A 23,502-nucleotide genomic window follows, 5' to 3' on the forward strand; every position below is an offset into this window, starting at 1 on the left:
TTGCTATAAATTTTTAAGAAGGGTGTAATAGTTCATTATTCCGATTGAAAGAATCTCTTTATGCATCTGATCATAGATTTCGATGGCACCATTGCCAATTCAGCCCCGATGCTGCTGGAAAAGCTTCGGCAGACGGTTCCTTATCCAATAGAACTGGAAACGCTCAGAGGGATGTCCTTCAAAGACATACTCATCCGCATGGACGTCGGTAAACTGCAGTTTCTGTATTTGATCTATTCCATCCGCAGAGATTTCAAGCGAAATCTGCATTCCATAGGACTCGTGGATCAGATGGGAGAAGCATTAAAGGATTTATGCGTACAAGGTCATCATTTACATATTGTCTCCTCCAATTCTGCTAGAAATATCCGGCAATTTTTAAAGCATCATCAAATTAGCCACTATTTTGAATCCATTTCCAGCTTATACACAGTCTTTAATAAAGCATCCGGTTTGAAAGCTTTGGTGAAAAATAAAAACATGCCTCATTCAGATGTTATTTATATCGGCGATGAAATTCGCGATATTGAGGCCGCCTTGGCCGCTGGCATACGAAGCTGTGCCGTTAGCTGGGGAGTTAACAACGAGGAAGCATTGAAGCGCCATCAGCCCCATTTTCTTTTGAACCACCCGCGAGAGCTTGCAGCAGTTTTTGTCTGAAACTAATCTGGACAATTAAAAAAATTTATAGTCTATAATAACTAAGTACAAATTGATTCACTAATACTCAAGGAAGAATACGAAAAGAAGTTTAGTCGTGTAGAAAGGCCGCTCCGGCCATTCTGCAATGCAGTTTGTAGTCATGGTGCTTTATATCCAAGTATTACCTGTTAACAGGATTTAACTTGAAATGATGGAGGTGAAACATGTCTAACAAACAATTTTCGGAACGATTGAATCGAGAGCTGGATGCTATTGGCGTTCCCTGTATGTACAAAGAACGCGTCAAAGCTGTAGCGAAGATTTTTAAATTGCCCTCATTCACCGCTCAAGAACTACTCAACGGCAGCCTGTTCGATATTAAACTAGTCGATATCGTCGCTGCTGAATTGGAAGTCAATCCACATTGGCTGCTGGGTAAAAGCCCGGTGAAAACCAAAGTACACTAAGAGAGAACATTATGTCCAGCGACGTGTTTATCTGTGCCCCGGTGCGCACAGCAATTGGCACATTTAATGGCAGCCTGAAGAATACACCCGCTCCCGATCTGGGAGCGGTTGTTATTCGGGAAAGCCTGCGGCGTGCCGCATTAGATTCCGATACAATCCAGACCGTGGTTATGGGGCAGGTGGTGCAGGCCGGTGCCGGCATGAATCCGGCGCGACAGGCGAGTATTAAAGGCGGCTTGCCTGTTCAGGTTCCGGCTTTTACGGTCAATCGTGTCTGTGGCTCTGGCGCACAGGCTATCGTTTCCGCCTATCTTGAAATCATTAGCGGTAATATTGACTGTGCGGTGGCCGGCGGCATGGAAAATATGGATCTCGGCCCCTACTTATTACCGTCAGCCCGCTGGGGTTACCGGCTCGGTGATGGAAAAGTTCGAGACAGCGTCCTGCTGGATGGCCTGCACGACATTTTCTCAGGTCAGCACTCAGGATGGCATACTGAAGATTTAGCCAGCAAATATCAAATATCCCGTGAACAGCAGGATGCCTGGGCCCTGCGCTCCCAACAACGCTTTTCCAAGGCACAGCAAGCGGGTGACTTCAGCAAGGAAATCGTGCCGGTTGAAATTGGTTCTCGCAAGGGAATCGAATTATTTCAACAGGATGAACATAACCGCGCAGACACCACTTTGGAAATTCTTGCCAAATTAAAGCCGGCGTTTCGTCCTGAAGGCACAATCACAGCGGGTAACGCACCCGGTTTGAATTCAGGTGCGGCGGCCATGATCATCGCTAATGCAAAAACTGTCGAACGCTATCAGTTAGAGCCTATGGCAAGAATCGTTGCCTATGGCATTGCTGCCGTTGAGCCAGGTGAATTTGGCATTGGCCCTGTACCTGCTGTCAAACAGGCATTGGAACGTTCGCGCTGGAAATTAGCCGACGTGGAACGGGTAGAAATTAATGAAGCCTTTGCCGCTATCAGCGTGGCGGTGATGAGCGAGTTGGGTTTGGACGAATCCATTGTCAATGTCGATGGCGGCGCCATTGCGCATGGACATCCAATTGGTGCAACAGGCGCTATCCTGACTACGCGCTTGCTTTATTCAATGGCCAGGGATCATCTGAAAAAAGGCTTGGTCACCTTATGTATTGGGGGAGGTCAGGGTATTGCGCTTGCACTGGAACGCTAATGGTTATTCGCTGCGCAAGGACATGATGGGTTCAAGTTTTGATGCGCGCCTTGCCGGATAGAAGCCAAAGAAGATGCCTGTAGCGACTGAGACAGCAAAACCCGCCAATGGCGGCAGGCTGTGCAGAATAAAAGTCCAGTCGCTAAAATAGGCGACAATACGCGTAAATACGAGCCCCAGTATTACACCCAAGCCGCCGCCAAGGAATGAAAGCAGAACCGATTCAACCAGAAATAAATTCTGTATTTCACTGTTTTTCGCACCGACTGCCTTGCGTATCCCGATTTCTTTTTTACGCTCACTGACTGAAACCAGCATTACATTCATCACGCCGATTCCGCCCACCAATAGAGAAATACCACCAATGACCGCCAAGAGTAAGGTAAAAATCTGCCCCTGACTTTCCATGCTGGCAATAATCTGTTTGGCGCTGCGCGTGAATAAAGTCAGACGTGGTGCCTGCGATTCCACCTGCTGTTTGATCTGGTTGATGACCAGATCAATATCACTCTCCGGCTTTAATAACATCACCGCGTTATTCACTTTACTATCTTTGCTGATTAAGGAAATACCTGCCACGGGTACAATCACCGAATGATTGACATCTTCATTGAAAAAACCATTTTCCTGCCATCGCTGCACCACTCCAATAATCGTATACAGCGAATTGCCAATACGAATTTTTTTGCCAATAGGATCATCTAATGTGATCTCACGGATCTGGCGGGCCAGATCATCACCGATGACACAGAAGTGCTCGAAGGTACTGAGAAACGAGACGAAATAACCGCGCTCCAGTTTGATATGAATAATATCAGCCAGGCTGTCATCGGCACCAATTATCGCACTCTGCAAGGGTCGTCCATTAAAACTGACCGGTTGATAGGCCGTGGCATAAGGTGCAATTTTCAGAATGGACGGCACAGTAGATGGCAAGCTGCGCCAGAATGACAAGGGCAGCTCAGACTGAATAGTGGATTGACCCCGCTCTTTCTGAAATACAGTAGCCGCGAGCAAATCAGTGCCTAGTGCCTTAAACTGCTCCAATGCCTTCTCAGTGGCCAGCTGCCCGCAGCTGATCAATGCGACAATCGCGGCCGTACCCACGAGAACCCCCAATACAGCCAAAAAGGATCGCATCTTGGAGGCAGTCAGATTCACCAGGGCTTGTTGAAAATGATTAAGCCAGTTCATCCGACAATCTCACCATCGGAAAGTACAATCCGCCGCTGGCATTGCGCGGCAATTTGCTCATCATGGGTCACCATGATAATCGTTCTGCCTTCTGCATGAAGCGCTAGGAACAAATTCATCACTTCGGTGCCTGTTTTGGAATCCAGTGCGCCGGTCGGCTCATCCGCTAAAATAACCTCTGGTTCCGTAACCAAAGCCCTGGCAATGGCGACGCGCTGCTGTTGTCCTCCGGACAACTGGCTTGGCTTATGATGGGCAAACTTCTCCATACTGACGCGCGCTAAGGCCGCCGTCACCAGTTTCTCTGATTCAGCCGCTGCAACTGCACGATAGCTTAGCGGTAGCGCGACATTCTGCCGGGCAGTGAAACGAGGCAATAAATTAAACTGCTGGAAGACAAACCCTATATTACGATTGCGATGAATGGCCAAATCGTTTTCTGATAATTGTGCGACTGATTGCTGGTTGAGATAATAGTCTCCCTCGTCGGCTTTATCCAGCAAGCCCATGATATTCATTAGCGTGGATTTACCAGAACCTGAGGCACCTACCACCGCCAGCAACTCACCTCGCTTTACCGTGAGCGAGATTGATTTCAGCACGCGGCTGCTAATCCCGCCAATGGTATATTGCTTACTTAGATTGTCCATACGCATCAGAACAGGGCTAGTCATAGACGATCACATCCCCTTCCTTTAAACCAGCAATCACGCTCACTTTATCCATTTGGGTCGCCCCGGTTGCTATCGGCTGCTTGCTGATTACCCCATCCGGTTTATGCAATTGAACCACGCTTCGGCCATTCTCCCTGGATACCGCGGCAATCGGAATCAGCAATTGTTTTTCTTCATCCACAACAAGCTCAATGGAAGCGCTCATTCCGACCTTGATTAATGCCTGTTGTTTTTTGCTTAAATGTTTTACTTCCACAATCGCAGAAAAGGAAGGAAGGGCGCCGCCATTTGCCGTGGCCTGCGCATTGACAGCAACCAATTCGCCATGCAGCACTTCCTGCCCTAAAGCCACGCCTGAAACACTGGCTTTCATGCCGGGATGTATTTTATCAATATCGACTTCCGGTACATCAATTTCCACGCTGATGCCGCTCATATCACCAATCAAGCCGATAGCCTGACCCGATTTGACAGCAGATCCTACCGACAAACGCCCGCTTTTATCATCACCGCTTTTCGGAGGATAGAGCAGGATACCGGTGGCCGGCGCTTTTATGCGAATTAAATTATGATTGGTGCTTAATGCCTGCCTGACCTTGTCAAATTCGGCGAGGCTTAAACTGGACAAATCCGCCCCGTCATCCATTTTTTCGAGCATTTCACTTAATTTTCGTGTTGACTGCATTAATGTGATACGTGCCGTATCGAGACTGGATTTTTCACTAAGGTAATTATTTTTTGACAGCAATCCCGCATCCCAAAGCTCCTGTGTTCCGGTGAATTTGGCTTTTGCGACATTATAACTATCTTTGGCTTTCAGATAGTCGGTCAGGATGTCATTGTATTGCTTTTGCAGCTCGCTGGAATTTAAAACAATAACGACATCTCCTTTGTGAACCAATTGGCCGTAATGAAAATTCATGGTTTCGATAATGGCATCCATAGAACTGCTCAGAGTATTTTCTTTCAAAGGCTGAATAGTACCGGTAAATGCCAGAGTTTTGTTTAATGGCTCGGATTTCACTACAAACTTTTGCACGTGCTGGAGCGTGGAGGAATCCTCTTTGCATCCACTGAGCAAGGACAGAAAAAAACAACAAACTATTAATTTAAAAAATCTCATTCGCCAAACCTGAGTTGAATATTCCATTCCGTTAATGTCGTACCCAATAAACGCTGCAAAGTAGACAATTGATTCAAGTAGGCAATTTTAGCACTAATTAAACCGGATTGAGCCAGGATAAGTTGATTTTGAGTATTACTAACGTCCAGAGCGCTGGCAATGCCCGCCTGCAATTTCTTTTTTTCCAAAGCATAGGATTGCGCGGCCAGCTTCACTTGCTTTTCAGCCAGCTTATAGCGTTTTGCCAGACTTTGGATGGTGGTTATGGTATTGGTTATGGTGGTAATCAAAGCCCGTCTGCTCGCTACCAGGTTCAAACGGTCTTTCTCCAGCTTCACTTTGGCATTAACCAGCTGGCTGCGGCGGCTGATGTCGTTTAAAGGAACCGTTAAACTCACCCGCGCTGATTGATTAATGTTGCGCCCGTTATAAATGCCGCGCAAACCATTATTGCCATCCACATCGGTCACCATGCCCGACTGAACATTGGCGCCCACATCCAGCTGCCATAACTGCTGATTTTGCGCCACCTTGTAAGCACGCTCATCCGCCCTGACCTGCATTTGTTGGGCAATATAATTGCTGTTGTTTTCCAAAGCCAGACGAATAGATTCCTGTAAGTCAGGCACAATAATTTTATCCACTTTAATATCATTGGGAACTGCTAAACGCATAGCCGGATCAAGACCAATCGCCTGTAGCAAATCCTGGCTGGCGTTTTCAAACTCATTAGTAGCCTGCTCAACCATTAAATTCAAAGACTCTATCTGATACGACTGCTGAATATTGGCCGTTGGTTCCAATTGCCCGGCTTTAATTTTCTTTTCATTCATTTCAAAGGTTTTGCGCGCTTCTTCCAATTGATAGCGCTGATTTTCAAGATTATTCCCGCTGACAATCAGACTGCGGTATGCGGTAATCACCTGAGTAATTTGCTCGATAACGGATTGTCGAAGGTTTATTTTATTGAGCTGCTCGGCATCAACGGCATCCAGCAAGCCCGCTTCATTCACAGACTTGCCAAAGCCCTGCAATAAAGGCTGGGTGACTGAAAAATTCAAAACAGGGCTGTAACTATTGTAATTGGAAACATTATTATCAATGCCCAGGGATAATTGCGTGCCCAGTTTAGTTTTTAAATCGAGCTCCGGCGATGCCATGAGGTTTTTATTAACTGCCGTGCCCACGCTTTCATAGCGGCTTTTTTCAATCGATGCGGTGCCGGCAAGGGCATATTGTAATTCAAACTCATTATGCGCCAGACGTAATTGATAGCGCTGAATGATTCGATCCAGCTCCGCACTCTGGATATTGGGATTGTAGCGAAGAGCCAGCAAAATAGCCTCTCGTAAACTGAGATGCTGTACTTTTTTGTTTTTGGCATCGGGAGAAAGGGGCAACTCAATCCAGTGATCGAGCATGTATTCCGGATTATTAATCGCCTGCTCAAGCCTTGCTTTCGCCTCATCCACCTGCAAGGCCTCCTGATTGGGATTGGCTGTCCAGCGATATAATGAGACGTCACCATTTGGGCGTTGAGGCGGGGTAGCTTCTGCGTGGCAAGGGCTCCAGGGCAAAAGGGCCAGTAATAACCTGACAGATAATACTCGCCAAACCTTCAACATTGATCCTCTTGGGCTGATTCATGTTTAAAATTAAACCATATTCCCGAATGATTTACTAGCAATACAGCAAAAAGAGCTGAATTACTTGCCGTTGGCATGTTCGATAAACAAGCGTTTTAATGGAGTAAGCTGATTGCAAAACTTCAGGCCAAATTCCCGTAATAAACGAAGTGGCGGCAGCGGATTGGCAAAACCGCTTTTTAGCGCCTGCATCAGCAAAATAGTCTGCCAAACGCTGGCTTTGCGGGCGCGCTGATATTCGGCAAGCATGGTTTTACTGAATGCCTTTTTCCCGCTTCGATCTACAATGGCTATCCATTCAGCGATATCCTGCAAACCCACATTTAAACCAAGTCCTGCCAATGGATGAATCGTGTGTGCCGCATCACCGGTCAGCATCCAATGCGCTCCTGCGTATTGTTTAACGTGGCGCATATGCAAGGGAAATTGAAATCGAGGACTGATGACTTCCACTTGCCCGAGTTTGTTCTGAAAGGCAGCCGTTAACTGCTGATTAAATTCAGCTTCAGGCAACTCTTTCAACTGCCGGGCTCTTGCAGGAGTCGTTGACCAGACAATAGAACACTGCTGTGGCGTATTGAGCGGCAAAAACGCCAGAGGGCCGTCGCCATTAAAAATCTGATAGGCGGTTTTCTGATGCGCCAGCTCGGTTTGTACACTGGCAACCAATGCATGCTGATGATAGGGCCAATTGTGAATGTCGACTTTTAAGAGTTTGCGGCAGGGTGATTCAGCGCCATCGGCGACGATTAGCAATTGGCTTTCCCAGCTTTTCGCTTTACTTTGAATTAAGATCTTATCTGGTAAAGGCTCAAGGGCGATGATTTCTGTAACTGGGTCGCATTGCACGTTGGGTAATTGTTGCAATGCCTTAAGCAGCGCATTTTTAATTACCGCCTCTTCGATGATAGTTCCTAACTTATCGGCACCCACCAGCCGCGAGTTGAAATCAATGGCCGCCCCTTTAGCTTCCCAGACAAGCATTGCCTCGTAAGGCGAGTGCCGGGATTGCTGAATGTTGTTCCAGACACCCAGCGCCTTGAATAACTGCTCAGATGCCTGATTAACCGCGTAGACCCTCAGATCAGGCGCCTCAGAGGGCTTTAACTCCCTGGCGTCGAGCAAAGCAACTCGATATTGGCGCCTGGCCATAGCCAAGGCGGCAGTCAATCCGACAACGCCGCCTCCGGCAACCAATACATCAACCGATTCTGTCATTATTTTTCTCGTGATTTAAACCAATTCCACAGGCCAAATCAGGAACCTGACCTGAAAAGCCTCGCGCATGATAGGTGAGTAATTTTTGCAGGATGGGGGAGTTATCCATTGCCAGCAAACCGATGCGTCGGGCCAGACCCACTCCTGGCAACCGGCTGGTGAACAACTCAACCAGGCCGTCTGTGAACCAGCTTATCGCATTCTGATCGTAACGGCGCATCGATTGATAAGCGGTAAGCATGGGAGGATTAAGCCCCTTTTCGATTATTAACTGTGCTAAAGCCGCCACATCCCTCAATCCCAGATTAAAGCCCTGGCCTGCAACAGGATGCAAGGTATGCGCCGCATTGCCCACAAAAACTACCGGCCACTGAATTTGTACCGGCATAATGGCCTGCTGCAGCGGGAATAAATGACGTTTGCCCGCCTTGATGAAACGGCCGAGCTTATAACCAAATGTTTTTTGCAGACGCTGAAGAAATGCCTTGTCATCGAGCGCCATTAGCTCTTGCCCTGCGGCTGGCGGCATAGCCCAGATCAGGGAGGAGCGCTGCCCGCTCATCGGCAGCATGGCCATGGGGCCGGTTGCAGTAAACCGCTCATAGGCGCAATGGGCATGCGATCGCGCCAGACCAATATTCGCGGCCACGGCCACCTGATGATAGTCTTTGACCTCGGCTGGCAGATTTAAAAGCCGCCTTACAGACGAATTAATTCCATCGGCTGCTACCAGCAAGCTGGTTTTAATCACTCGAGTTTGCTCGCCCTGCTGAATTCGAGCTATCTGCTTTTCCTTATCCCAGTTAATGAGCCTGGCAGGTGCAAGAATGCTTTGCTTGTCGAGCATGGCGTGTAATGCCTGATTAATGTGCTGCATTTCAATTACAGAACCAAGCGACTCCTCATTGTTTTTAAAAAGCCGTGTCCCGCCAAAACGCGACTGCTCGGAGACATAAATAGCCTCTATCGCGGTGGCATGCTCCTGCAAGCGCGGCCAGACCTGCAGCATTTGCAGAATGCGGATGCTGGCTGGCGATAAGGCCAGCGTTCGCGCATCAAACTCGGGGCTAATTCTGTCAGAAAAGCACTGGGCTTCAATAAGAAGACAACGGTATCCCGAATCGGCTAAAGCCAGCAATAGGGCGGCGCCGGCCAGGCCGCCGCCAACGATTAGAATGTCAGTCTCTTGTTCAGCTTTGCATGAGGCGTTCAATATCGTCTACCTCAACCGGTAATGCGGCCGTCAGATTTTCATGGCCTGTGGCTGTCACTAGAATGTCGTCCTCAATCCTTACGCCGATATTCCACCATTTCTCATCCACACCGGGCATTCCTGCGCTTATGTAAATTCCAGGCTCAACCGTTAAAACCATGCCTGGTTCCAGCAAACGCCAATCATTATTGATTTTGTATGCACCGCAGTCATGAACGTCAAGGCCTAGCCAATGTCCGGAGTTATGCATATAGAAAGGCTTGTAGGCTTCAGTTTTAATCAGTACATCGACATCGCCGGCCAGCAATCCCAATTCAATCAGACCGGCCGTTAAAATTCTAATCATAATCTGCTGAACTTCCACCCAGGGCAATCCTGGTCGAATGCAAGCCACGCCAGCTTTCTGTGCGTTTAACACCAGCTCGTAAACCGCTCGCTGCTCAGGGGAAAAATGACCGCTGACAGGGAATGTTCTTGTGATATCAGCCGCATAATTCTGGTATTCGCCGCCGGCATCAATTAAAACCAGCTCACCATGCTTAAGCGGTTGATTGTTATCGTTATAATGAAGGATACAAGTATTTTCACCGCAGCCTACGATAGGATCGTAGGCGACACTGCGGCATCCCTGGCTAATAAATTCATGCATCAACTCCGCTTCCAGCTCATACTCATATGCAAACTGCCGGCATTTTTGCATGGCTTTTTTGTGAGCCGCAACCGAAATGTCAGCCGCTCGCCGCATCAGACCGATTTCAGCCTCGCTTTTGAACAAGCGGAGTTCACTGATGAGCGAGTCCACATCAACAATCGCCTCAGGTGCAGCAACCCCGCGTCTTATCTGTTTCTTCAGACGATCAATCACCCCCAGAATTACTTCATCATAATGCCGTTTTCGCCCAAGCGTATAATAGACCGCCGTTCGGCCCAGCAGTAACTCCGGCAGACGCTGCTCTAAATCCTCAATAGCAAATGCCTGTTTCACCCCTAAGACCCTGCCAGCTTCTTCCTGCCCCAGGCGCTTGCCGGTCCATTGCTCCATAGCGGCGTTGCGCGGGCGGTTGAATAACAGCGTATCGCCTTCATTGCCTGCCATAATGACCAGAAGGGCTTGTGGCTCCTGAAAGCCGGTCAGATAATAAAAATGACTGTCCTGCCGAAAACGGTAGTGGCTATCCCCATTGCGCAATAATTCATCGGCTGCCGGGATGATAGCCAGGCTATTGGCTGGTAATGCCTGCGCGAGGCGACATCGTCTTTGCTGATATTCTTGTTGGCTTATCATGCGTCTCTATCCTTAATGCGTACTAGTCGAGGTTCCTCGATTCGATTGATTTTTATTTAAATCGCCATGAAGACGAAGCACAGCCATTCTGGCATATTCACTGACTTCCATTAAGGCCTTTTCATCATCTTCATCCACTTCCAGCGACTGATAATCCAGTTCGGCAAATTCCTGAAGATGCTGCAAAGCTTCCTGTGACTCCTCTTCTTTTAGCTCCATTAATCCAATGCCCGCCATAGTCAAACCCTGGGTAAATCCCTCACACCATTCGCTAAACGCTTTCGCTCTATCGATTAGCGGAATATGTTCATCGGGAAGCAGCAACTGAAAATCAAAATCCATATTGTTGATTTGATGATGACTGACTGAGTAAACATCAAACATTGCCATCGCCGCAAGCTTGGTTTCCTCGTTTTTCCGGTAATCGATCATTAAGGCCCGAACGTAGGTTTCTCCTTCACTAATTGCTCCAGCGCATAAATAACCGCATAAAACGCCATGTAACTCACTGCTGGAAATCGGTAAATTCAGTACGGACACTTTTTCGTCAAAAGTCTGGTAGGCAGGGAGGCGTAAGTGGGTAAATTCATTGGACATAATTAAACTCTGAAGATAAATATTAAAAAAGATTGAATTCTATTCTACTTCTTATTCTGATTATAATAACTGATTTGCTGGAACAAACCAAAATTGTTAAACTGTCCGAATGTCGCTGAAATATTGCCAAGGCATCTGCTATGACTACATCAAAAGCCTGTTCAATTCGATTGTTAAATAAGACTTATGAAATAAAATGTCCTGATCACGAAGTGGATAATTTACAGCGTGCCGGCCAGAAATTAAATGAGCAGTTGCTTGCGAACAAGAAAAAGTTCAGACAATTGGATGAATTTCAAAATCTGCTGCTCGCCGCCATTCACATTAGCCATGAGCTGATCACTTGCCAGCGTCAGCAGGAGCAACAGCGTCATCAGGTCACGCAGTTTATTAATTCGCTGGAAACCCGAATTAATCAGGTCGTCAATGGCAATCCTGAATTAGACCCACAAACGGATTAATGTTTTTCCGAGACGGGCGCTAAGCCCAATGGCACTTACTTAAGCTTTAACCCTTATTCCTACTTCCCTCGGTCAAGCCGAGGGACGTGGAAGCGAGAAGCAAACTCTCTTTTCAGAGATGTCCAAGATACCTATGGAACAAGCCATGGGACGTAGATAACATCTTAGGACAGTGTCATCAGACGCTAAAGCCCGTCTGCGAAGGAAGAATTACTTGTCAAAGCATGCCTGCAGCCATACCCGCGGTGGATTCCATTGAGGCATCCGCTGTCGCGGTATTACCGAATGAAGAGCCATTAGACTGGCTTTGATTAAATAAAGAGGCAACCTGGTCAAAGCTATTGCCGCCTGTCAGACTGCTTAGCCCGCCTGTCACCGTATCAGTGAGCATACCGTTAAACTGTTGAACCATATCATTCATGTCATCCATCATTTGCTGCCAGGGTTCTTTTTTTTCTTTATTTTTGTCATCACTGGGTGACATTTGATCCATCATTCCATCAAGCTGATTCATGGAAGAGGATGCACTATCCGAAGGAGTCATATCGGGCATATCAACACCTATAATAAAAACCGTTTGTTTCTTAAAGATAGCATAAACTGCCATAAGGAGCAGCTACCCAAGCTTGCACCGCTTTGAGAAAGCGGGTAAAACTTGTATGATTCACTATACCAAACTATTCATTAAAAAAATCAGTAAAGAACAGTGTTTACATTTTCTTTTCAATTTTTGAGCAAGGTCCATTATGAATCTCGATGATTTTCGTTGTATGCGGCAGGGGGTGCAGTTATCGGTATTGAAACCAGAGCAAGCCTCATTATTAAAGGCCGTTGATCGACGAAATGGGCACAAACGGAAAGCCTTGCTGGTTCTACATGGCTTTTCTTCTTCTCCGGCCGTATTCAGGGAATTGTTAGCCGGTTTTGAAGGCTATGATGCCATAGTAATCCCCATTCTCCCTGGTCATGCCAGCAATCTTGCCGAATTTGGCGGCATAAAGGCAACCGATTGGCTGGAGTACGTCAAGGACGTTTGTGCAAAACTGATAGATGAATACGAGCAGGTTGATGTGTTAGGACTTTCTCTCGGCGGATTGCTGGCTTGTCATCTGGGGTTTGAATTCAAACTCCACCATCTTTATTTATTGGCGCCAGCACTTGATTTACCCTATACCTTGTCGAAAACCCTTCATCTTGCCAGAGTCTTACGCAAGATGGGGTTTATTCGCCTGCGAAGCGCTGCTGGCAATATATTGAACCCTTCGAGCTGTGAAATTGCCTATCGCCAGTTGCCGCTTAATACGATTGTTGAAATTCTAAGCCTCATCCGCAACTTCAATTTTAGCCTGCCATGCTGCCCGACGGATGTTTTTCTTGGCTGCCATGATAAAGTGATTTCCTCTCATAAAGTGGCCGCTCGATTTGCCGGGCAACCCCATATTCAGATTCACTGGCTAAAAAATTCAGCACATGTCATTCCTTTGGACAGTGACATTCAGGAAGTGCTTCATTGCATTCACAACAATATGAATTCGCAATAGATTGTAAGAATATCTTACAGCCTTTATTAAATTACATCTATCGGGAATGAATTTAACCTGTTATCATAGACGGGTTTTAGCAACCAGCCAAAGGGTATTCTTTATGAAAAAGATCGCATTAATCTTATGCTTACTTCCTGTAATTTCTTTTGCTACACCCAAAGAGGATGCCATGATCACTGTTTACCAGGAACGTTGTGCCAAAGAACAGGATCCCGTTAAACGCCAGAATTATTGCCATGCCCTGGAACAAGTCGACACCAACACGGTGATTGCCGATCCCTTCCGTCAAGATGTAGCGATTGTCTAATCATTTTTAAGAGAAGATTCCCTCTCCCATTAAATCCCTCTCTCTAACTCTCTCCCTGAGGGAGAGAGGATTTTGGGTCACCTGCTTTTAAACAGCAGACGATTGGTAAAGGCAATTCCCAGAACCGACACCAGCAAGGTCAGATGAATAACAACCTGCCACATGATGGTATCGTTTCCATGTTTGGTCGGATCAATAAATGTGCGCAATAAATGGATGGATGAAATTCCCACCAGTGACAAGGCCAGTTTAATTTTCATTGCGCCCGCGTCCAGCTCACCCAGCCATTCCGGTTGATCGGGATGGGCATGAAGCTGTAAATGAGACACAAAGGTCTCATAGCCTCCCATAATCACCATGATTAATAAATTGGCAATCATCACCACATCAATCAGATCAAGCACCCCTAACATAATTTCGGTGTCATCAAGTCCATTGATATGTGAAATCAGATGAAATAACTCGATAATATATCGATAAACATAGGCCCCCAAAATACATAACAGACCCAAATATAAGGGCGCCTGAAGCCAGCGTCCCATAAAAATCAGCTGGCTTAGCGCCTGTTTCAGTTTAATCATTGCTGCTCCCCTACTGGTTATGCAGCAACTTTAAACTGAGTGCAGAAAAAAGCAAGTATCTGGCAAAAAAGATCTCATTCCACCCGGATATTTAGAAATTGCCAGGGATCGCTCATATCCAATTTCTCGGAAAATAAGCGCTGCCGGTTTTCAAGCGGAGTCCATCGGGTATAGTAACCTGCCACTTTACCCAGATAGGGCCAGGCAATCTGCAAGGCGAACTGAAAATCGATGTCTTCAGGTTCTACAATGCTTCGATTTGGATTTTTCAACGCCCAGATAACTCCTGCCAATACGCCGGCTGCCACTTGCAAACTGGTGGCATTGTTATAGGGGACCAGTTTTCTGGCTTCATGGATCGATAATTGCGAACCATACCAGTAAGCTCCTTTTTTATTCCCCATAAGCAATACACCCAGCTCATCAGTACCTTCCACCACATCCTGGATGATTAAGCGGTTGCGATGCTCTAGCGTCCAATTGCTTGCCTCGTATTCCTGGAGCGACAAGGTCGCATCCGGACAAGGATAATATGCGTAATGAACCGTAGGCCGATAACTGACTTCCCTATCATTTTTAATGGTTAGAAAATCTGCAATGGTTAAGGATTCCGCATGCGTAATTAAAAAACCATAAAAAGGACCATGCGTCGGAGTCCAGGTTCGGACTTTAGTGCTTGCTCCCGTACGTTTAAGATAAATTGCCCCATCATTGGTAAAGGTGTGATGAATTGCATCCTCAGGCCAATGACGCTCGTGTGTTCCCCAACTCAATTCGGCGGGCTGGCTGGCCTCCGCAATCAGACCCTCAGCCGACCAGGTATTGACAAACTCCCCCGGCACTCTGAAACGATTACTCACTTGCGTATCCCGTTCCGCAATATGAATCACCTTGATACCCAGCGTATGAGCCAGTTTTGCCCATTCAGCCTGAGTGGCGGGTAGAGAACAGGATAGCTCGTTATCCTGTGCCATATTCCACAAAGCTTGTCTTATGAAATGCGATACCAGGCCAGGGTTGGCTCCATGAGTAAGGATTGCGGTAGCCCCTTGCTCTTCTTTCAACTTGAGTACGCCCTGACGCAAATCATAACGGGTATGAAAAGAATGTTGCTTAGGCTTAACATCCAGCCACGGTTCGGTGCAGGCATCGAGATAAAGAATATGTTTTTGCTGGCAATATTTGATTAGATCATGACTTGAAATCCCAGTGGACAGATTAATCAGAAAATCACCAGGGTTCATTAATTCATTGAGCACATTAAGGTAATTATTTCGGGTAATCAGTTCTCTTACGAAGCTTAGCCCCTGCTCTTTGGCAATGGCCTCCCCGATGGTATCCTGTGTTAAAACAATAATTTGTGAAGGCGACATCTCCAAATGATGCAGTAGGAGCGGCACAATGGCCTGCCCGACACTGCCAAACCCAAGAATTAGAATTTTACTATCAAGACGATGATATTTCGTATCCTTATAACTCATGATTAAACTCATTTTTGTTAATTCTTGACTTAAATTGTAGCTCATTGATTGAATTTAAACACATTCTGAGTCAAGAAACAGATAATGACTCGATTGCTCTCCTATAGCGAAGCGAGTCATATCGTCTTGACATAGCAGCTTTAAATAAATTTTATCCAGGTCTTGGATTCATCTTGTCAGAAGAAAGTGATTCCCTGAACAATTTCGCAATATATTGAATTATCTTTGAATCGCCGCGACTTCTGGGGCAATACCAACAGGTTGTAATATTTTCCGAAAAATCGTCAAGATCCAGTTTGATTAAATCATGGTCGCAATAAGAGTCAGGAAGAGCAGTCCATGCAATTCCTGTTTTTACCAGTTTTTGTATTGAATCAATTGAAAATAGTTCGTGGTCGATTAACAAGGATATCCCATGCTGTGCAAAAAGACGTTCTAATTTATCTCGAATGGAAAAACCAGACTCTGTGAGTATGCAACCATGCCTTGACAGCGTTTGAAGATTAATTTTCTTTTTTCTCGCCAATGGATGATCAGACGCGGCAACAATAACAATAGGCTCCTCCTGAAGGCGGGTACTTTTAATCGAATGATCTATCGACAAGTCTTCGGTTGTTATCACCAAATCAATAATTCCATTTTGTAATGCTGGAATTAATTCTTGTTTTGCCATCTGCTTAATATGAAACTGGGGATAATGATTTTCTTTTGTTTTTAAAAACTCAATAAAATTAGGCAGGAAATGAAGTGCAGGATAAATAGAAACACCAATATAAATAGGAACGGAATTAAAATCAGGCTCATTTAGATTAGCAGCAGCATCCAGCATGGTATGCAAAATGAGACGCGCATAGGGAATTAATAATTTTCCTTCTATGGTAGGCATCACCATATTCGATTTTATTTCAAAAAGCTTTGTCTTGAATTCATTTTCAAGATTATTAATTCGTTTGCTGATGGTCGATTGAGTTACAAATAGCCGTTTGGCCGCTAAGGAATAGGAACGGTACTCATAGACCATCAGGAATGATTTCAATTCATTACTATTCATCTTTATCCCAGTGCCTTATCGTAAGGTAGTTCTTAAAAATGAGCCAGCAAGTCTATTGGTAATGGAGTACGCTTTTCATCGTAATAACTAATCCTTATATTGTCAAACAATAGCCTAGTCCATGTTAAAAAAGCCAGGATTCCAATTTTTCATAAGACAATAACTTTGAGTTAATTTTGCCCAGATATCATTGGTTTTGAATTTAATCAGAGGATAATGACATGAAAAATTTTAATCCAGTGACTGAGGCTACAGTAGAATCTTCAGAGACCTCCACAGAAGCCAGCGTTAACAAGACAAGCTATGCGGATATACCAAACGATGCGCAATTGCGAATTCTATCTTTTCTTGGCAATAAAGATTTGCTGAAGGCCTCCACTCTGGATAAGAGAACCAAGGCCCTGGTTGATATTGAAAAGGGGAATCGTGATTTAAAAGCTATTTCTTCCGATAATACCTATTTCGTCCTTGGCGGATGTGTTGAGATTACCAGGCGCAAGCTTACCAGCATCTATTATTCGACTCCACGAGAGGTAACCCTGAATGAAATAATCAAGGCTACACCTAAACCAAACACTCAGGTTAAGCTATTTCGTACCCGGAAAGAAGCAGAGTTAGCAGCTCATTCTTCAGATGACGATCCTACATCGTCCGTATTAAGACAAGTCGTTTTTGAAGTTAAACTTAAAGGCACACAAACGCTGCATAATATCGATTTTAAAGAGGAAAAACGTACTGTTGGTATTGTAGCTAAAACAGCGGTGGAATTTGAATCGGCATCTATAATATTTGACGATTCATTTGACATTCTTAAGGGTTACATTAATCGTAGAGAATATAAATTGCCAACCAGTTTAATTGAGAGTGCCGTAGGCAACGTTTCAGACTTGTGGTCATCACTTACTAATATGAACCCTTTTAAATAATTGCCGTCTTTAGATAAGGGAGCTTTGTAACTCCCTTATTTTTAATATGATCTCGTCTTTTATCGTATTATTGTATGGCCCAATTGATTTATCATTTTTTGACGACGCAGATGACTTGAATTTACCGGCCTTGGCCAGTAGAGTACGTACTGGTAAATCATTCTCTCGGCTTATGGGATTTGGCTTAAATTTATTCATCATCATTGCTGACCAGTTCATGCTGTTTGTTGTTAACATGCTGGTTGCCCGCCATGCCGGAGAAGAGTTATTCGGCGATTTTACAGTCGCTACCAATGCTTTGCTGCTACTGGCCACTTTAATTACTTTGGGTATAGACTCCATCATTGCCTATTACGTACCCAAACTATTCATTCATCGAAAATACAGTGAAATTCAAACCTTAACTTTCTCTATGAAGGGGTTTTTAAAACCGATATATATAACGGTTCTGGTGATTGGTCTTTTGATGGCTCTGACCTTGACCGTATTAAGTCAGGTGATCAGCAGCCTGACGCTTTTTGATATTAGTCATCCACTGTTTTTATTTATATGGGGAACGGTCGCGCTGTCCTTATACAACATTTATCTGCAGTTTTTCCGCGCCATCGATTATATGCGCACAGCAGTCATCATGAGTTTATTGCAGACCCTGTGTTATTTTATTTTCAGCCTGCTGATTTATTTTTACATCTATCCTTATTTTTTCCAGCATGAACGCCGCTATTTTCCGCATATCATGCTGATTGGTTTTATTGCCAGTTACTTGGTCATTGTGCTGCTGTCAATTGCTATTCAAAATCGCAGCGCACTCAAACGCTACAAAAAATCAGCAGAGCTTCGGCAGGAATGGAAAGGAAAAATTTACGGTTATACCGTTCAGAATCTAAATAAATATATTTTTACCGCAATTCCTTTGATGATCATTGAATGGCTGGGACAGCATGAACGCTCAGTGGGATTATTTTCTGCGGTAAGCTCCATTGTCTCTCTGGGATTTATTGCCATTGCACCGATTGGAATTCTCATTGGCCCTGATATTTCCGCGGCCTTTGCGCAAAGCCGTGAGCATTTGAAAAAAGTGATGCGTAAATATCTGTGGATTTGTTTTGCTATTTCTTTGGTCGTTGTGGCCATCTTAGGCCTTTCTGCCCGGCAAATTCTTTTATGGTATAAATCTGATTTTATCGATGCGCTTCCCTACACCTACTTTTGTCTAATCAATGTAGTCACTTACGCGATTTCAATGCCCTTGTCCAAGATGATTCAATATTCCCATGAAGGCAGTGAAGTGGGAGCAAAACTGACCATTGATTTATTGGTTTTCCAGCTGTTTTGCTGCCTGATATTAATTAATTGGCTGGGCCTCGACGGCGCTATTATCTGTTATATCGGCATTAACATTGTTTACAATGCAGCCATGATTCGCATGGCCAGAAAAATTATGCGCATCGACCCCTTTGGAAATGAACTGGTTTAAATGTGAACTTTGCAAATAATTAACAAAAGCAAATTTGCATTAATCCCTTTCAAAGCATATTCTGAATATAACAAAGGTATTCTTGCTCGGCTAACAGCCTACTTATGGAGCCAGAACCTAGATGCGGTGTGCAAGCTTAACTCGAATTAAGAAGCCTGAAGCATCTAATAGGGCGACCACATTGGAACCTAGAACCGCAGCAAGAATACCTTTATCTCTTTTGTGATTCCTGGTCTCTTACAATTCCTGCGAATATGACATTAGGCCAAGGGCCAACCTACACTAATCAATCGGCTACCTCTGTTCGCTCTTCTTCTCTTTAACCCGAGCCAAAGCCTGCAGAATGTAATCCTGCTTGGCGATAACATCAGCCTGGTTATTCTTTGCCGCAGCGGCCAATTGTTTTTTCTGGCGGTAGGCTTGCTGTTGCTCATGTTCCTGACGCAGCAAACGGACTTTGCGCGCATTAAAACGCTGCTTTGATAACTGCCGATCAAAGTCCGCTGCCGGTATGGGGGTCATTTCAATACAGTCAACCGGGCAGGGCTCCACGCACAATCCACAGCCAGTGCATTCCGCTTGAATGACGCTGTGCATCAATTTTGCCGCCCCAACAATAGCATCCACAGGGCATGCCTGAATGCATTTGGTACAGCCAATACATTCCGGCTCGCGAATGGCAGCGATAGCCGGCCGCCGGGTATTGTTAAGCGCGCCTTCGAGGTAGGGAGCGGCGTCCTGATTCAGCAGACTGCCAAGAGCCTTCACCGTTTCTACACCGCCCGGAGGGCATAAATTAATCGCAGCTCCGCCTTGCGCAAGCGCTTCTGCATAAGGCATACAACCCGCAAAGCCGCATTCCCCGCATTGAGTCTGCGGCAAAATACCATCAATAGCGTCTACAAGGGATTTCATTTTACTTTCATACCAGGCATCGCGCCTTCATCAGGGTTAAGCAAATAAATCCCTTTTCCATCACCGGCCGCCAGCACCATCCCTTCAGAAACCCCAAAACGCATGGTGCGAGGCTCCAGATTGGCGACCATTACCGTCAGGCGGCCAATCAGATCATCTGGCTGATAAGCCGATTTAATTCCGGCAAAAACCTGCCGTTCTTCCGTACCCAAATCCAGTTTCAGTTTCAATAATTTATCAGCACCTTCTACTGCTTCCGCAGCAATAATACGTGCGACCCGCAAGTCAATTTTACTGAAATCATCGATAGAAATTCGCGCTGCTTCATTTTCCTTTACCGGTTTGGCTGCTGCAGGTGTTTCCTGCTTGCCTTCTTCCAGCAAGGCATCGATTTTTTCTTTTTCTACCCGTGTCATTAAGGGTTTAAACAGCTGGATATCGTGTCCAGTCAAGGGAGTATCAATTGCATCCCAGTGCTTGGCAGAACTATTTAAAAACTGCTCGGCCTCTTTTGCCATCATCGGCAACACCGGTTTCAGATAAGTTATCAACACACGGAACAAATTCAAGCCCATTGTACAAATTGCCTGAACCGCAGCATTTTGCTCGGGATCTTTGGCTAACACCCAGGGTTTATTGTTATCAATATATTGATTGACTTTATCGGCACACTCCATAATCTGGCGTATTGCTTTGGCATAATCCCTTTGAACATAGGCTTCAATGATCGCTGGTTTAATGCTTAATAATTCCTGGTATAAAACAGGATCGCTTAGATTATCTGCCAGACGATTGTCAAAGCGTTTATTGATGAAGCCGGCGCAACGGCTGGCAATATTCACTATCTTGCCCACCAGATCCGCATTGACGCGATTAATGAAATCATCAAAATTCAAATCCAAATCATCTACACGGCCGTTTAACTTGGCTGCAAAATAATAGCGCAGATACTCAGGGTGCAAATGCTTGAGGTAATTACGCGCCTCAATAAAAGTACCCCGTGATTTCGACATTTTCTGTCCGTTTACGGTCAGGAATCCATGCGTATAAACCGCTGTCGGTAAGCGGTGCTGGCTGCCTGCAAGCATCGCCGGCCAAAATAAGGCATGAAAATAGACAATATCTTTACCTACAAAATGATAAAGTTCGGTTGTCGAGTCTTTATTCCAGAATTCTTCAAAGGACAGCCCGCTTTCATTACAGTATTTTTTGAAGCTGGCCATATAACCGACTGGCGCATCCAGCCAGACATAGAAAAACTTGTCCGGTGCGCCAGGAATTGGGAAACCGAAATAGGGCGCATCGCGGGAAATGTCCCATTGCTTAAGACCCGCAGCAAACCATTCATCCAGCTTATTAGCCACTTCCGCCTGCAGATGACCTTTTCGAGTCCATTCCTTTAGCAAAGTCTCATAACGAGGCAAATCAAAGAAATAATGCTCTGAATCCTTCTCAATTGGCTTAACCCCAGAAATAGCTGAAACCGCATCAAGCAATTCGGTTGGCGAATAGGTAGCACCGCAGGCTTCGCAGTTATCTCCGTATTGATCGGGAGTCTTGCATTTAGGACAAGTTCCCTTGACGTAGCGATCCGGCAGAAACATTCCTTTCACTGGATCATAGGACTGACGAATTGTTTTTTTAACGATATCGCCATTCGCCTGCAAACGTTCATAGATGCTGTTGGCAAGTGCCTGATTCTCATCCGAGTGTGTGGTGTGATAACAGTCGTAATCAATGGCAAAGGCTTTAAAGTCCAGCTCATGGCTTTCACGAATCATGCTTGTTAATTCCACCGGAGTGATTCCCAGTTGCTCTGCCTTTAGCATGATCGGTGTGCCATGCGCATCATCGCCGCAGACGCTGATACACTGGTGTCCCAGCATTTTTTGAGCTCGCACCCAGATATCCGTTTGAATATGCTCTACCAAATGCCCCAGATGTAAATGCCCGTTAGCATAGGGCAACGCGCTGGTTACCAAAAGTTTCCGCACTTTTGTCATCGTTTTACTCATCATAAAAAATTATCAAGTATAATCTATTGTGCTATAGAAATGACATGAATTAATTAACAGTTTTGCACTCTGCCTTATGAGGGAATTAAAGGCCTGCGCAGCAGCTCCTGCTCTCTGGTGGCAGGCTGGCTTTGCCAAAGGTTATCTTTACCGCGGCTAAAGCAACTTTTACCAGGAGCCGTTTCCGGATTGGAACCCGGCTCAAAGTCAAGGTCTTTCAATATCTGAAGATAAGCATCAGGCTTCGTTTTACCGTAAAAATCCTCGTAATCGCTCTCAGTCAGATCGGGCACTTCATCCAGATCAGGCGGATTAATCAATTGATCCAGACTCTGAATAACCCAATGTAAAAAATTGGCGGCAGCTGAGAAAAGTAACACAGAGGCAGAGGCGATAGCTGCGCAGGCGAATGCGGCAGGCACCATATTCAAAGAGAAAAGGAACAGAAAAGGCTGCCAGCCGCTAAACAGCGCGAAACTTGCAATTGCAGGCAGGGCAGGCGGGAAAAAAACCACCAGGCATCCCACGGCCGCTCCTGCTATCAGAGCCAATAAAACAGCAGTCAGCAATTTCCAATGTCTGCGCAACCATTTACCCATTATTAGCCCCTTAAATTAAACCTGACTTAAACTCAGGGATGATATTCACCCAGCCCCAACCTGTGCAGTGTCGACTAGCATAAACGCAGATCATAATAGCAATATTAATTGCACAAGTGAACTAAAATACAACCAATTCATGATGATTTATGGATGCCCCGGACGCGCCGGGGGTACGTAGCAGAGTAGATTGGCTAATTATGTTTATACAGGGTGGGATCAGCAATACCAGCCTCAACAAACCCTTTTTGCCGAAAAGTGCAGCTATCACATCGCCCACAGGCTCTTCCCTTCTCATCCGCCTGATAACAGGATACGGTCAAGGCGTAATCAACCCCCAAAGCGGCGCCCAATCGAACCGTTTCGGCTTTACTGAGCTTAATAAGCGGGGTATGAATTTCCAGAGGATTTCCCTCAACCCCCGCCCGGGTTGCCAGGCCTGCCATTTTTTTAAAAGCCTCCATGTATTCCGGCCGGCAGTCTGGATAGTTCGAATAATCAACTGAACTGATTCCAATAAACAGATCATTTGCACCGATCACTTCCGCATAGCCTAAAGCGATGGCCAGAAAAATAGTATTTCTTGCAGGCACATAGGTCAGCGGAATACCCTCTGTGGGCTGATAATCCGGTACGTTTATCGTCTCATCTGTTAAGGCTGAGCCCCCGAATTGATTAATATCCAGATTCACAATCCGATGTTCAGCAACCTCGAACCAGGTTGCTACGCGCTTTGCCGCCTCAATTTCAGAATTATGACGCTGGCCATAGGAAAAACTTAAGGCGAAACATTGATATCCTGCTGCCTTGGCAACTGCCAGACAAGTGGTTGAATCAAGCCCCCCCGATAATAATACCACTGCTTTTCTCATAGTAAGTCTCAAACGCTAAATTCA

Annotated in this window: 24 protein-coding genes and 1 other RNA gene; 9 read left to right on the plus strand and 16 right to left on the minus strand. The window is 45.5% G+C overall.

Translation table 11 applies throughout. The annotated features are described in order from the left end of the window. The first annotated feature begins 60 nt into the window (after positions 1 to 60). The 3 genes from DYH61_RS14485 to DYH61_RS14495 all read left to right on the plus strand — a co-directional run bounded on the left by DYH61_RS14485 (position 61) and on the right by DYH61_RS14495 (position 2,299). Entirely contained in the window at positions 61 to 660 is a 600-nt protein-coding gene (locus DYH61_RS14485) for an HAD family hydrolase (protein WP_058507010.1), read from the plus strand. A gap of 206 nt (positions 661 to 866) precedes the next feature. Next, entirely contained in the window at positions 867 to 1,109 is a 243-nt protein-coding gene (locus DYH61_RS14490) for a hypothetical protein (protein WP_058507009.1), read from the plus strand. Positions 1,110 to 1,120: 11 nt separating this feature from the next. Next, a complete protein-coding gene (locus DYH61_RS14495; RefSeq protein ID WP_058507008.1) occupies positions 1,121 to 2,299 on the plus strand; it encodes a thiolase family protein in 1,179 nt (392 codons plus the stop codon). A gap of 3 nt (positions 2,300 to 2,302) precedes the next feature. Here the strand turns inward: DYH61_RS14495 and DYH61_RS14500 are convergent, their stop codons facing one another. From DYH61_RS14500 to DYH61_RS14535, 8 genes are all read right to left on the minus strand, one after another. Then, positions 2,303 to 3,493: an ABC transporter permease gene (locus DYH61_RS14500; protein ID WP_058507007.1), complete on the minus strand. Its 1,191-nt coding sequence runs from the start codon at positions 3,491 to 3,493 to the stop codon at positions 2,303 to 2,305. Beyond that, complete coding sequence (locus DYH61_RS14505) at positions 3,490 to 4,167, minus strand: ABC transporter ATP-binding protein (RefSeq protein ID WP_103989287.1); 678 nt, start codon at positions 4,165 to 4,167, stop codon at positions 3,490 to 3,492. Before DYH61_RS14505 ends, DYH61_RS14500 begins: the two co-directional genes overlap by 4 nt. After that, positions 4,160 to 5,290 (minus strand): efflux RND transporter periplasmic adaptor subunit, encoded by a 1,131-nt coding sequence (locus tag DYH61_RS14510; RefSeq protein WP_058507006.1) that lies wholly within the window; start codon positions 5,288 to 5,290, stop codon positions 4,160 to 4,162. The genes DYH61_RS14505 and DYH61_RS14510 overlap by 8 nt, the downstream gene beginning before the upstream one ends. Beyond that, positions 5,287 to 6,915 (minus strand): TolC family protein, encoded by a 1,629-nt coding sequence (locus DYH61_RS14515; RefSeq protein ID WP_058507005.1) that lies wholly within the window; start codon positions 6,913 to 6,915, stop codon positions 5,287 to 5,289. The genes DYH61_RS14510 and DYH61_RS14515 overlap by 4 nt, the downstream gene beginning before the upstream one ends. Before the next feature lie 81 nt (positions 6,916 to 6,996). Continuing rightward, positions 6,997 to 8,154 carry an FAD-dependent oxidoreductase gene (locus tag DYH61_RS14520; protein WP_058507004.1) on the minus strand — a complete coding sequence of 386 codons (1,158 nt, stop codon included), beginning with the start codon at positions 8,152 to 8,154 and terminating at the stop codon, positions 6,997 to 6,999. Further along, positions 8,138 to 9,367, minus strand: a complete 1,230-nt coding sequence (locus DYH61_RS14525; protein WP_058507003.1) for an FAD-dependent monooxygenase — start codon at positions 9,365 to 9,367, stop codon at positions 8,138 to 8,140. Before DYH61_RS14525 ends, DYH61_RS14520 begins: the two co-directional genes overlap by 17 nt. Beyond that, positions 9,345 to 10,652, minus strand: a complete 1,308-nt coding sequence (gene pepP / locus DYH61_RS14530) for a Xaa-Pro aminopeptidase (protein ID WP_058507002.1) — start codon at positions 10,650 to 10,652, stop codon at positions 9,345 to 9,347. Before pepP ends, DYH61_RS14525 begins: the two co-directional genes overlap by 23 nt. Positions 10,653 to 10,664: 12 nt before the next feature. After that, the gene (locus DYH61_RS14535) at positions 10,665 to 11,249 is read right to left on the minus strand and encodes a UPF0149 family protein (RefSeq protein ID WP_058507001.1); all 585 of its coding nucleotides are present in this window, start codon (positions 11,247 to 11,249) and stop codon (positions 10,665 to 10,667) included. Positions 11,250 to 11,389: 140 nt separating this feature from the next. Here DYH61_RS14535 and DYH61_RS14540 point away from each other — a divergent pair, with 140 nt between their 5' ends. Beyond that, entirely contained in the window at positions 11,390 to 11,710 is a 321-nt protein-coding gene (locus DYH61_RS14540; protein WP_058507000.1) for a cell division protein ZapA, read from the plus strand. Positions 11,711 to 11,927: 217 nt separating this feature from the next. Here the strand turns inward: DYH61_RS14540 and DYH61_RS14545 are convergent, their stop codons facing one another. Continuing rightward, positions 11,928 to 12,317, minus strand: a complete 390-nt coding sequence (locus DYH61_RS14545; RefSeq protein ID WP_058506999.1) for a hypothetical protein — start codon at positions 12,315 to 12,317, stop codon at positions 11,928 to 11,930. 139 nt (positions 12,318 to 12,456) lie between these two features. Here DYH61_RS14545 and DYH61_RS14550 point away from each other — a divergent pair, with 139 nt between their 5' ends. Continuing rightward, complete coding sequence (locus tag DYH61_RS14550; RefSeq protein WP_058506998.1) at positions 12,457 to 13,251, plus strand: alpha/beta hydrolase; 795 nt, start codon at positions 12,457 to 12,459, stop codon at positions 13,249 to 13,251. 103 nt (positions 13,252 to 13,354) lie between these two features. Beyond that, positions 13,355 to 13,561, plus strand: coding sequence for a hypothetical protein (locus DYH61_RS14555; protein ID WP_058506997.1), 207 nt, complete (start codon positions 13,355 to 13,357; stop codon positions 13,559 to 13,561). 77 nt (positions 13,562 to 13,638) lie between these two features. On the opposite strand, the gene DYH61_RS14560 is transcribed toward DYH61_RS14555, so the two are convergent. The 3 genes from DYH61_RS14560 to DYH61_RS14570 all read right to left on the minus strand — a co-directional run bounded on the left by DYH61_RS14560 (position 13,639) and on the right by DYH61_RS14570 (position 16,674). Beyond that, on the minus strand, positions 13,639 to 14,142 hold the full coding sequence (locus DYH61_RS14560; protein ID WP_058506996.1) for a TIGR00645 family protein: 504 nt from the start codon (positions 14,140 to 14,142) through the stop codon (positions 13,639 to 13,641). Between the two features lie 74 nt (positions 14,143 to 14,216). Next, the gene (locus tag DYH61_RS14565) at positions 14,217 to 15,623 is read right to left on the minus strand and encodes a saccharopine dehydrogenase C-terminal domain-containing protein (RefSeq protein WP_058506995.1); all 1,407 of its coding nucleotides are present in this window, start codon (positions 15,621 to 15,623) and stop codon (positions 14,217 to 14,219) included. 151 nt (positions 15,624 to 15,774) lie between these two features. Next, positions 15,775 to 16,674, minus strand: coding sequence for a LysR family transcriptional regulator (locus DYH61_RS14570; RefSeq protein ID WP_058506994.1), 900 nt, complete (start codon positions 16,672 to 16,674; stop codon positions 15,775 to 15,777). Positions 16,675 to 16,895: 221 nt separating this feature from the next. Here DYH61_RS14570 and DYH61_RS14575 point away from each other — a divergent pair, with 221 nt between their 5' ends. The 3 genes from DYH61_RS14575 (at position 16,896) to ssrS (ending at position 19,307) form a co-directional block, all read left to right on the plus strand. Continuing rightward, positions 16,896 to 17,600: a hypothetical protein gene (locus DYH61_RS14575; RefSeq protein ID WP_058506993.1), complete on the plus strand. Its 705-nt coding sequence runs from the start codon at positions 16,896 to 16,898 to the stop codon at positions 17,598 to 17,600. 115 nt (positions 17,601 to 17,715) lie between these two features. Beyond that, on the plus strand, positions 17,716 to 19,077 hold the full coding sequence (locus DYH61_RS14580) for an MATE family efflux transporter (RefSeq protein ID WP_133129093.1): 1,362 nt from the start codon (positions 17,716 to 17,718) through the stop codon (positions 19,075 to 19,077). A 65-nt stretch (positions 19,078 to 19,142) separates the two neighbouring features. Next, positions 19,143 to 19,307: non-coding RNA, 6S RNA (gene ssrS, locus DYH61_RS16025), on the plus strand. A gap of 64 nt (positions 19,308 to 19,371) precedes the next feature. On the opposite strand, the gene DYH61_RS14585 is transcribed toward ssrS, so the two are convergent. The 4 genes from DYH61_RS14585 to queC form a co-directional block, all read right to left on the minus strand. Next, positions 19,372 to 19,992 (minus strand): RnfABCDGE type electron transport complex subunit B, encoded by a 621-nt coding sequence (locus tag DYH61_RS14585; protein WP_058506991.1) that lies wholly within the window; start codon positions 19,990 to 19,992, stop codon positions 19,372 to 19,374. Then, positions 19,989 to 21,995: a methionine--tRNA ligase gene (metG, locus tag DYH61_RS14590; RefSeq protein WP_058506990.1), complete on the minus strand. Its 2,007-nt coding sequence runs from the start codon at positions 21,993 to 21,995 to the stop codon at positions 19,989 to 19,991. Before metG ends, DYH61_RS14585 begins: the two co-directional genes overlap by 4 nt. Before the next feature lie 86 nt (positions 21,996 to 22,081). Next, the gene (locus DYH61_RS14595) at positions 22,082 to 22,606 is read right to left on the minus strand and encodes a hypothetical protein (RefSeq protein ID WP_058506989.1); all 525 of its coding nucleotides are present in this window, start codon (positions 22,604 to 22,606) and stop codon (positions 22,082 to 22,084) included. A gap of 194 nt (positions 22,607 to 22,800) precedes the next feature. Next, the gene (queC, locus tag DYH61_RS14600) at positions 22,801 to 23,478 is read right to left on the minus strand and encodes a 7-cyano-7-deazaguanine synthase QueC (RefSeq protein ID WP_058506988.1); all 678 of its coding nucleotides are present in this window, start codon (positions 23,476 to 23,478) and stop codon (positions 22,801 to 22,803) included. Positions 23,479 to 23,502: the final 24 nt, after the last annotated feature.

Source organism: Legionella quinlivanii, from assembly GCF_900461555.1.
Classification (GTDB): domain Bacteria; phylum Pseudomonadota; class Gammaproteobacteria; order Legionellales; family Legionellaceae; genus Legionella_C; species Legionella_C quinlivanii.